Here is a 10,244-nt window from a genome sequence, read left to right on the forward strand (position 1 = left end):
TCAAAAGCAGACACCTATGGAAAAAATAGATAAGTTAGATCGGCAGATTCTGGAGATCATTTCCCAAAATGCCCGGATTCCTTTCAGAGATGTGGCGGAGCAGTGTGGTGTGTCGCGTGCCGCTATCCATCAACGTGTGCAACGGATGATCGAAAACGATGTGATTACCGGTTCCGGATACCATGTAAACCCAAAAGTGCTTGGCTATGCCTCCAGTGCTTATATCGGGGTAAAACTCGAAAAAGGATCGATGTATAAAAATGTGATCCCCGAGTTCGATAAGATACCTGAAGTAACCGAATGCCATTTTACCACCGGCCCCTATACCCTTCTGGTGAAGATATTTGCACGTGACAATGAGCATCTGATGGATCTGCTGAATAACCGCATCCAGGAGATACCGGGTGTAGTAGCCACAGAGACGATGATCTCACTCAGCCAGAGCGTGAAGCGCGGAATTCCAATTATGAAAGATACGAATGGGGAATAAGATTTCACAACCGCAATTCATTTTTCTCACTCCTTAACCAGTATCATCAGATCCGAAAGGCATTTGATCATTTTATTGAAATCATCTTTCAATTCTCCATATTCTTCAGGTTGTATAATGAATTGTTTTAAATTAAATTGAGTGTTAAAGACAATTTGATCTCCAGTGATGAATGTAGAGTAGGAAAATGAGATCAAATCGTTTTCTATCGATTCATTTTCAGGAATATATTCAACTTTATATCCTTCGGGAATTACGACCGTACTTTTATAGGCTTCTCCCTGTAAATAGACAAGATCAACCGGAAGTGCCCTGCTTGACTGCCTGAACGGATTCTTATTTAAACTCAAAGAGCAGAACGGATGAATAAATAATTTACCGGAATGGTTATCGACCGGACTCTCAAATCGGAAGAAGAAGGTAAAAGGTTTATTCAGTGCTGTTGTCTCCGGAAGTTTCATGTCGGTGGCGGTGATCTGCTCTCTCTCTTTTAGATATCTGATCAGATTATCGGGATCGCCAAGATAAGTTGAACGCAATCTGTATGCATCCGGCCCTGTAGACAAGTACAGGGCTTCAGTCTGAATGGTATTTGTCTCGGGATTAATTTCCAGCTTTAAATTTTTCTGTAATGTTGATGAGGTTTTTTGTTGAATTGTAATCCATTCCTCTGATTGTGGTTTTATCACTAACCCCTCTACATTCATACATTTTTCAGGCAATACGGCATAATACAAAAGAGGATCAGTCGCATCAAGAAGCACAATCCTGCTATCTGTTTCTGTCAATACAATGACATAATTAAAAAATTGTTGAAACGGATGGGAAAAACTGATGGTACCATTGCCCCGGGTACTTAATATGACGGGGTATGCCTCTATCCCTTCTGATTTTAATAATCCTGCAAGCAGTAAATTAATGTTTCCGGTATTTCCGCTTTGCTGTTTCAAAAAATCTTTCAGATTCGTATCTGCAAATTTCCCTGAGAACCCGTTCCATCTGTATTTCGATTTAACAAATTCGGTGATGATTTCAATCTTTTCCTGTGCAGATTTATCTTTAAGTTCGATCCCGGACATAATTTTAGGAGCTTGCTTTTCTACATCTTTGATATATTTTCCGAAATAATCGTTCTTTAGGAATTCATCGCACATGGCCGGCCACGTGGTCATGATATCTCTGCTTCCTCCGTTGGGGTGATGAAACTTTGAAAGCTGGAAATTGATATTGATCATATAATCGTCAACGGAAGAAATAAATTCTTCATCTTTAAAGGCAGGAAGATTATTCATCCCGAAGTTATAAATTACTTCCCGGTATCTGAGATTCCTGAATTGGATTTCATTGCTGGGTGTAGTGGCGGTGAAAATATCTAATTTATCGGTTCCTTTAAGTATATATGCATATTCATAATATGGGATTGCTTTGTATTTTAAGTGGCTGAAAATAACCGGTATCTTTTGCTGGAAATACCATCGGCGCATATTGAAAAAATAAGGGCTTACAATGGTATAGCTTAGTTCGATGACCGAACCGGGACGTACATCTGAGAGAGCGATTTTTTTGACACGAACATCATCATCTACTTTCTCTTCGAATATGTTCCTTGTTTCTAATTTTGTTTGTGTAAAGCCTTGGTCTATGTTATATGTGGTGCCTTCAACACTTTCGATGGATTCCCATCCCGAATTTCCGTTAAATATTGGAATTTCGAAATTAGCATACTGTACACCCGACTGTTTGAGAATTTTGATCTTGATCTGTTTCTTCATGCGGAGGAGGAAACCGCCCTGCTCATAGTTTCCCGAATAAAAGTACTCCCCCTGATTGTAAAGTATGACGGCATCCGCATCGGGATCATTTTCATACTCTTTCATGACCATTTCGTACTGGGTTACTCTTCCGAAATCGAGTGAATATTTCTCTTCCTGGGCAAATCCCATTATAGACAAAAAGAAGAAAAGAGATAGAATAGCATTTTTTTTCATCATATATATTAGTTGGGATGTTTCATTAAAGAGTTTCGATATGGATATTTTTCAATTCGTTGTTCTTCATCGTTTGGATGAACCGGAAGAATTCTTCATATCTTTCAATAGGATGCTTACCTGGGTATAATAGAAAAGTTTTATAACAAACCAATGTGTGATTTTTTAGGTCAAAAAAGATTTCATATTTCCCGAAATCAGTCTCAACAAATACTCTTTCCGGGATCTTGATAATTTCTTTGTCGGGTATCTCGTAAATAATTGTATCCTGGTAAAATTCAGGATAATTGATTTGTACACCGGTTGTCCTTTGGTCAGGAGTTTCAAAGTCTTTAAAATCCATGGGGAAGGGTGAAAGAATTATATTCTTACCGTATTCTTTATATATATTTTCAGCTTTGAATCGGGCGGTCAGACTGATCTCAGGAGATTGTCGGTTGTTGGAGTTTAATTCATAATCAATAAGTTCCGCTTTGCCTGAAAAAATCTGACTACGGATAATATCATCTACTCTATCTTTGCCCAATTCTTTGGCTGCATAATTAAAAAATTCATATTTATGACCTTTCTGAACTTCCGATAGATGGATTTGCTGTATATCCGTTTTTACCTCTATAGTCCGGGAACAGAGCACATCGTCCGGCTGTAGTGCCGGAATCGGAATCAGCCGGCTGTCATTCTCATCGACCAGAAGCGCTTTCCTGCCTTGTGTAAAAGTACCGATGTATCCGAACGGAATATTTTTATCGGTGCATTCCAGGAAAACGGTATCTTCTTCAAGCGGTACGGTCAGTATAACATGGTTAAATGCCTGAGATGGAAAGTTAACATCCAATTCGGAGATTTTTGTACCGGCTTCGACAAGTGTATAATATGATGGTATACCTGCATATTTCAGCATGGATTGCAAATAATTGGTAAGGGCTTTACAATCGCCATACTTATTATTGCAAACATAGCTGGCCGGATAAGTTTGAAGACCTCCTAATTTAATACTCACATTGATGTATCTCGTATAATCCTGAAGATACCGGTAAAGAATTTCAACTTTTTGCTTTTGACTATGAGTATTCCTGAGTAGGTTGTCAATTCGTTGACACTCTTCTGCCGGTAGTTTGTCTTTATTTTTATTCAGGCGGAATATCCAGTTTCCAAAGGATTTCCAGGACTCAAAGCTTCCGGCTTCACCGTATTTGAAATGCAAGGGAACAATGTGGATGGACGGGGCTTTCAGATCCTTGTCCAGGCGATAGATGTCAGCAGAGGACGGCGGTATGTAACCATATTTCCAGATATATTTCCTGAACCGGTTCTGTACAGCTGTTTTGGGACTTTCCACATTTTCATATTTGTATCTTATGGAATCTTTTATCGGTACTTCTACGATTAAAGTGCCCGAATGGACAGGTGTTTTAGTTCTGGCATGGTCTATATCGACAATATTCAGTGATTTTGCATAATGAATCCAGGAGACGTAGAAGATACGGTAGGGAAATTGATCATGCTTCAGATCGAAATATTTTACAAAATCATCTTCGTATAACGATATCGAAGAGATAAAGCTGCGGTCCTTTATTTCATTTTTCTTCAACTTCCGGATAATATTCCCGTCCTGATCTTCAAGCCGGACAATATCTACACTTATCTTATCTCCTTTGGAATAGGGTATGATGATCTCTGTATCCGCATTCCTGTCGTTTATTTGCATTAATACGGTATCAATCTGTACCATTCCGTTACTATTAAATATGAAATGGGAGGTGCGGTTTATTATCTCGCTCGAAGATGACTGCGAAAGGCAGGCGAATGACTGAAAAATGACGAATAGAACTGCGATGTTTCTCATAGTGCAAATCTTCAAAGAGATAAAAGTTACGACACAAATATAAACCATTTTTTATTATTTTATTCAATTTTCTTGTAATTTATTTGGTTTATATTATAAACTGATTTATATTTGCAGTATAATTATAGTTTATATCATAAACCGATTTGTAATATTAAAAACAAAAACAATGGAAGAGAGACAATTAAATGAGAAAGAGAGTTTAGAACTCATCACTCGAATGATTCAAAACACGCAGCGTAAACTGGAGAAAGGCAACGGAATGCCCTTCCTTGTCTGGGGATATACTACGATTGTGGTGTCTTTACTGGTCTGGTATTTTCTATCGACAACCGGGGATTACCGGATGCATTATTTGTGGTTTCTGATCCCTGTGATAGCTGGTCCGATGATGTTCATCCTTCTCCGGAAAAATGAAAAGGGTGTCAAGACCTATATCGACAGGGTAGTTGGGTATGTCTGGATAGTGATGGGGGTGACCGGTTTTATGATATCGATAACGGCTATGTTTTTCTGGAATTTTCCGATCCTGTTCATCACTATTCTGTTGATGGGAAGCGGTACGGCAATCACCGGGCTGGTCATACGCTTTATCCCGATAGCGGTTGCCGGGTTTGCGGGAATTGTGTTATCACTTGCCTGCCTGTTTACGCAAGGTACTGATCAGATATTGGTTTTTGCCGGCTTATTTCTTGTAATGATGGTCATTCCCGGTCATATTCTCTACGCAAAAGGAAGGAGATAGTTATGTTTGCATCGCTCGATCCTTTATTGCATTCCGAACTTCGTCTGGCTGTAATGTCTATTCTTATTTCGGTAGAAGAAGCCGATTTCGTTTATCTCCGCGAGAAAACCGGTGCTACTGCCGGTAACCTCAGCGTACAGATCGACAAACTGAACGAAGCCGGATATATTGATGTGGAACGGGGATTCGCCGGTAAACGCACGCGTACCGTCTGTCGTATTACCCAAAAAGGCATGCATGCTTTTCAACTGTACGTGGAAGCTTTACAGAGTTACCTGAATCCGCCGAAAGAGGAATAAAAAAAGGCTGATATTCAGCCCTTTTATGTCGGGATGAGGTGACTCGAACACCCGACCTCCACGTCCCGAACGTGGCGCGCTAGCCAACTGTGCTACATCCCGATCAATTGTGGGTGCAAAGGTAAATAATTTTTTCCGAATCAGAGAGGAATTCTATGAAAATTGATTATTTTTGCATCTGTAATGCGGCAATAGCTCAGTCGGTAGAGCATTAGCTTCCCAAGCTGAGGGTCGCGAGTTCGAGTCTCGTTTGCCGCTCTCTTATTATTAAGCACTTATCGATTTATTTCGGTAGGTGCTTTTTCATATAACAAACCTATGATCGAAAAAACTATGAAGAGAAAATACCTTTGTCGGAAGATATATTATACTACACCATACATCATCAATTTTAAAATTACTGCAACTCCGCCTGATACCTGTAATCAATTTATCATCCCGATAATTAGTTTATCCCGCATCAGCAACCTGTTATCTCCCTTTTGATAAGAAAATATTCTGAGAAGATTATTGAAGAGGTTAAAAAATAAAATTAAAAAAATTGTTTGATTTTATTGTGTGTATGTAAAATGTTCATATATTTGCATACACAAAATTGGAATATAGTATACAAAACATATCTTAATTACCTAAAACATTTTACAAATAGAAGAACATGTTTGAAGTACAGAATTATTTTTTAGCCATAATATTATGTTTCCTGGCAATGATTTGTTGGGGTTCATGGCAAAACACAAGAAATGTGATTAAACGTCCCTGGCGTTTTGAATTATTCTACTGGGATTTTTCTGTCGGAATTGTGATTTTATCGCTTATCACCGCATTTACTCTTGGTAGCATGGAGCCTGCCAACAGGACATTTGTGCAGGATGTAGCCCAGGCTCATCTCCGTTATATCCTGTTTGCGATACTTGGAGGCTTTATCTGGAATCTGGGTACCCTTTTACTTACGGCCGGTATTGCCACAACGGGTATGGCCGTAGCTTTTCCTATCGGAGGAGGTATAGGATGGATATTGGGCATTGTGGTGAATTATATTGGTCAACCCGAAGGAAATCCTGTTTGGCTTTTCGTCGGTTGTGCCGTGATAATTTTGGCCATCATATACAGTATGCTGTCCTATAAAAAGAGGTCGGTATTTCAGCAGAAAAGCACGAAAGGGGTTATTTATGCATTGATGGCCGGTATTTTCATTGCCTTTTTCTATCGTTTTGTAATGATGTCTGTCGGTACTGATATCTCTCCTTCGTATACCGGAGGTGCATTGACGCCTTATACTTCTGTGGTATTCTTTGCCTTGGGAGCTTTTGTAAGTACACTTATATTCAACCCGGTATTCATGAAACATCCGGTGGAAGGGGAGCCTGTAACGATGAAAGACTATTTCAAGGGAACTTCCGGTATGCATTTTATAGGAATGCTTGGTGGGATGATCTGGTGTCTGGGACAGGTGTTGAGTGTAATGTCAGCCAAAGCCGCTTCTCCTGCCATTGCATACGGACTGAGCAATGGTGCGCCTATCGTAGCTGCTATATGGGGTATTTTCGTTTGGAAAGAGTTCAAGGATGCTCCCAAGGGAACGAACAAGTTGTTGGGACTCATGTTCCTGTTTTACCTGATCGGATTGGCGTTGATCATTTATTCACGGTATGTGTAGATGATGAATAACAGGCTTAAAATAGGGATTGGTAGTTACACCTTCACATGGTCGATAGGTGTTCCCGGATACGGAAACAAAACTCCCCTGTCTGCTTTTGATCTGATTGAAAAAGCATCGGAGCTGAAAGCGGAAGTGGTGCAGTTTGCCGATAATATGGCCCTTGAGAACTATTCCCGGGATGAACTGGCCGGACTCCTGTCGTTTGCCGGAGAGAGATCGATTGCGATAGAAGTGGGTGCAAAAGGACTTACCTTGGAAAGATTGAATATGTACACCGCTATAGCCGGATTTCTACAGGCAGGTATTTTACGCTTTATTATCGACGATGATGGATATGAACCCTCACCGGATATCGTAATTGAGGTGATTCGTTCATGTATTCCGGCATTGGAGGAAGCGAAGGTCAGGCTTGCATTGGAAAATCATGACAGATTGAATTGTGCTCAATTTTCATCGATTATAGAGGCCTGTAATTCCCCTTTTGTAGGTATTTGCCTGGATACGGTCAATTCCCTCGGAATACCTGAAGGCACCGCAGAAGTTATCAACGCACTCTCTTCTTATACATTGAACCTTCACGTGAAAGATTTCAGTATCGGGCGGCTGGATCATAAAATGGGATTCAGGGTGGAAGGTACACCGGCAGGGGAAGGTAAACTCGATATAGCCGGATTGTTCGGTAGACTCGGTGCCACGAATAAATGCAGGAGCGCAATTCTGGAGTTATGGACTCCGTTCGGGCCTACCCTCGAAGATACGATTGCCCGTGAAAATGAATGGGCTTGCAGGAGTATGCAATACTTACGTCAGTTATCATATTAATTTTTTATACTAATTCGATGGAAAAATTAAGATTTGCCGTTTTAGGCACCGGCTTTTGGTCGCAGTTTCAGGTAGGAGCCTGGAGTGAAATTCCCGAGGTGGAACTTGTGGCGCTTTACAATCGTACCAAAGCGAAAGCGGAGGTATTGGCAAAGCGGTTTCAAGTGGAACGTATTTATGATGATGCTGCCGAGTTGTTTGCCAAAGAAAAACTCGATTTTGTAGATATTATTACCGATGTCGATACCCATTTCAAGTTTGTAGAAATGGCTGTTGACGCAGGGATAAAGCATATAATCTGTCAAAAACCAATGGCACCTGATTGGGAGACTGCTAAAAGGATGGTAGAGAAATGCAGACAGAAGAGCGTATCACTATACATTCATGAAAATTTCCGTTGGCAAGTTCCCATCAGACGTTTTAAGAGGATACTGGATTCCGGAGTTATCGGTAAACCTTTCAAGGCGCGGGTTTCCTTCCTTTCGGGATTTCCTGTCTTCGATAATCAGCCCTTTCTGAAGGAACTTCCTCATTTTATCCTTACCGATATGGGGTCGCATGTACTCGATATCTGTCGCTATTTATTTGGAGAAGCGTCTAAGTTGTGGTGTCAGATCAGAACGGTAAATCCCGAAATCAAAGGGGAAGATATAGCTGTGATAATGATGGAAATGGTCAATGGGATGCCGCTCTATACAGAGATGTCTTATGCTTCTATAGTAGAGCATGATATGTTTTCTACCGTCAATGTGTTGGTGGAAGGAGAAAAGGGAAGTATTGCCTTAGGGCCTGGGAATTCTTTTGAAATACGGACCACCATAGCGCAAGGAACAACTTTGGAGCAAGTTGAATTTCCCTCCTACAATTGGGCCGATTCCGATTATATCGTGAATCATGAAAGTGGAATACATATAAATCGCAATATCCTGAATGCCATGATACAAAAAGGAAAGGCCGAGACTACGGGTGAAGACAATCTGGAAACCGTACGACTGGTGTGGGCTTCCTATGAATCGGCAAAGAGGGGAGAATTAATTTATCTGAGAGATTTTGATTAGCACTTATAAATATATTACAATGAAAAAAATAACAATTATCGGTGCGGGTGGGAAAATGGGTATACGTATTTCCAGAAACCTGAAGAGTGAACTTTATGACATCTCTTATGTAGAAATAAGTGAAGAGGGAAGGGAGAGGCTGAGAGCACTTGATATCAGCTGTTCTCAGGAATCGGAATCGGTGCCGGAATCAGATGTGGTGATATTGGCAATTCCTGATGTCGCCATTGAATCGGTATCGCCCGGAATCGTGAAACTGATGAAACCTCATTCTCTGCTCATCACGCTCGACCCTGCCGCCCCTTACGCGGGAAAGCTTTACCATCGTCCCGATATCGCCTATTTTGTGGCTCATCCTTCCCATCCTTCAATATTCAACTGGGAACCTACCATTGAAGCGCAGAAAGATCATTTTGGAGGCAACCTGGCAAAACAAACCATGGTATGCGCCTTAATGGAGGGCGAAGAATCGGATTACGAACTGGGAGTAGAGATTGCCAGGAAAATGTACGCACCTATCTCAGTAGCACACAGAATTACCGTGGAGCAGATGGCTATTTTGGAACCAGGCTTGGTGGAAACGCTTTCATCTACCTGTATCTATGTGATAAGACAAGGACTGGATGAGGTGATCAAACAGGGGATGCCAGCCGAAGCGGCGAAAGATTTTCTCTTGGGGCATCTTCATATACAGTTGGCTGTCCTTTTTGACCAAATACCCGGAGCGGTATTCTCTGATGCAGCTAATAAGGCCATTACATACGGAATCAATGAGATCTTTAAAACCGACTGGAAGAAAGTACTGGATATTAACAATGTAAAGGAGCAAATATTGGCCATTACCTGACCATTTCATATTATGTGTCGTAGGGTTGAGAATTTGAAGAATGATGTTTACGAGACTAACATAAGCATAACGGACTGGGAATTTTATCGGAGTACCTTTTATTTTGACAATCTCGTACGGATGGATAATCCGTTTTTGTACTTCAATTCAAAGGTATAAAACATCCGATCAAAGTATCAACCGTGATAATTAAATAAAATGATTATCCGCAATAGTTCCTATTATAAATTCTTGATTTGAAATCGGGCGTGTAAGTGAGGGCAGCTACCAGAAGCCTGTCAAACTGCTTCTCACCGAAATAACGCCTGTTGAACTTGTAACAGAACTGATTTAGATAATATTGTAAGTATTCGGGTTTCATTTTGTAATATACGCCCAATAATTGTCGCTTGGCATTACTTATTGCCGTATGGACCCAGGGCAGGACACTGGGGAGCTCCTTGGGTGGGATGACAGATGCCGTATGCGAATGGACATGTTCTTTTAATT

10 protein-coding genes and 2 tRNA genes are annotated in these 10,244 nt (G+C 40.7%); 8 read left to right on the forward strand and 4 right to left on the reverse strand.

What is annotated here, in order from left to right:
• Positions 1-16 precede the first annotated feature (16 nt).
• Positions 17-490: an Lrp/AsnC family transcriptional regulator gene (locus F597_RS0104240; protein ID WP_019538472.1), complete on the forward strand. Its 474-nt coding sequence runs from the start codon at positions 17-19 to the stop codon at positions 488-490.
• A gap of 26 nt (positions 491-516) precedes the next feature.
• On the opposite strand, the gene F597_RS0104245 is transcribed toward F597_RS0104240, so the two are convergent.
• Complete coding sequence (locus F597_RS0104245) at positions 517-2,481, reverse strand: DUF3857 domain-containing protein (protein WP_245541985.1); 1,965 nt, start codon at positions 2,479-2,481, stop codon at positions 517-519.
• A gap of 22 nt (positions 2,482-2,503) precedes the next feature.
• Positions 2,504-4,210, reverse strand: a complete 1,707-nt coding sequence (locus tag F597_RS0104250; protein WP_019538474.1) for a DUF3857 domain-containing protein — start codon at positions 4,208-4,210, stop codon at positions 2,504-2,506.
• Positions 4,211-4,493: 283 nt separating this feature from the next.
• Between F597_RS0104250 and F597_RS0104255 the strand changes: the two genes are divergently transcribed.
• Together F597_RS0104255 and F597_RS0104260 are read left to right on the forward strand one after the other, a co-directional pair.
• Positions 4,494-5,069: a hypothetical protein gene (locus F597_RS0104255; protein ID WP_019538475.1), complete on the forward strand. Its 576-nt coding sequence runs from the start codon at positions 4,494-4,496 to the stop codon at positions 5,067-5,069.
• A 2-nt stretch (positions 5,070-5,071) separates the two neighbouring features.
• A complete protein-coding gene (locus tag F597_RS0104260) occupies positions 5,072-5,368 on the forward strand; it encodes a winged helix-turn-helix domain-containing protein (RefSeq protein WP_019538476.1) in 297 nt (98 codons plus the stop codon).
• 28 nt (positions 5,369-5,396) lie between these two features.
• On the opposite strand, the gene F597_RS0104265 is transcribed toward F597_RS0104260, so the two are convergent.
• Positions 5,397-5,470, reverse strand: a tRNA-Pro gene (locus F597_RS0104265).
• Positions 5,471-5,553: 83 nt separating this feature from the next.
• Between F597_RS0104265 and F597_RS0104270 the strand changes: the two genes are divergently transcribed.
• The 5 genes from F597_RS0104270 (at position 5,554) to F597_RS0104290 (ending at position 9,755) form a co-directional block, all read left to right on the forward strand.
• Positions 5,554-5,626 (forward strand) — tRNA-Gly (locus F597_RS0104270).
• A gap of 484 nt (positions 5,627-6,110) precedes the next feature.
• On the forward strand, positions 6,111-7,025 hold the full coding sequence (locus F597_RS0104275; protein ID WP_245541986.1) for a GRP family sugar transporter: 915 nt from the start codon (positions 6,111-6,113) through the stop codon (positions 7,023-7,025).
• A complete protein-coding gene (locus F597_RS0104280; protein WP_019538478.1) occupies positions 7,026-7,850 on the forward strand; it encodes a sugar phosphate isomerase/epimerase family protein in 825 nt (274 codons plus the stop codon).
• A gap of 17 nt (positions 7,851-7,867) precedes the next feature.
• Positions 7,868-8,908 (forward strand): Gfo/Idh/MocA family protein, encoded by a 1,041-nt coding sequence (locus F597_RS0104285; RefSeq protein WP_026327107.1) that lies wholly within the window; start codon positions 7,868-7,870, stop codon positions 8,906-8,908.
• A 19-nt stretch (positions 8,909-8,927) separates the two neighbouring features.
• Entirely contained in the window at positions 8,928-9,755 is an 828-nt protein-coding gene (locus F597_RS0104290) for a phosphogluconate dehydrogenase C-terminal domain-containing protein (RefSeq protein WP_019538480.1), read from the forward strand.
• Positions 9,756-9,957: 202 nt separating this feature from the next.
• Here F597_RS0104290 and F597_RS21900 read toward each other — a convergent pair.
• A partial coding sequence (locus F597_RS21900; RefSeq protein WP_026327108.1) for a transposase occupies positions 9,958-10,244 on the reverse strand: 287 nt, incomplete at its 5' end.

Source organism: Proteiniphilum acetatigenes DSM 18083 (genome assembly GCF_000380985.1).
Classification (GTDB): Bacteria; Bacteroidota; Bacteroidia; order Bacteroidales; family Dysgonomonadaceae; genus Proteiniphilum; species Proteiniphilum acetatigenes.

Excerpts from the sequence above, each read along its gene's own strand:
- F597_RS0104240 (WP_019538472.1), top strand. The coding sequence starts at position 17 with ATGGAAAAAATAGATAAGTTAGATCGGCAGATTCTGGAGATCATTTCC.
- F597_RS0104245 (WP_245541985.1), bottom strand. The coding sequence starts at position 2,481 with ATGATGAAAAAAAATGCTATTCTATCTCTTTTCTTCTTTTTGTCTATA.
- F597_RS0104250 (WP_019538474.1), bottom strand. The coding sequence starts at position 4,210 with ATGGTACAGATTGATACCGTATTAATGCAAATAAACGACAGGAATGCG.
- F597_RS0104255 (WP_019538475.1), top strand. The coding sequence starts at position 4,494 with ATGGAAGAGAGACAATTAAATGAGAAAGAGAGTTTAGAACTCATCACT.
- F597_RS0104260 (WP_019538476.1), top strand. The coding sequence starts at position 5,072 with ATGTTTGCATCGCTCGATCCTTTATTGCATTCCGAACTTCGTCTGGCT.
- F597_RS0104280 (WP_019538478.1), top strand. The coding sequence starts at position 7,026 with ATGATGAATAACAGGCTTAAAATAGGGATTGGTAGTTACACCTTCACA.
- F597_RS0104285 (WP_026327107.1), top strand. The coding sequence starts at position 7,868 with ATGGAAAAATTAAGATTTGCCGTTTTAGGCACCGGCTTTTGGTCGCAG.
- F597_RS0104290 (WP_019538480.1), top strand. The coding sequence starts at position 8,928 with ATGAAAAAAATAACAATTATCGGTGCGGGTGGGAAAATGGGTATACGT.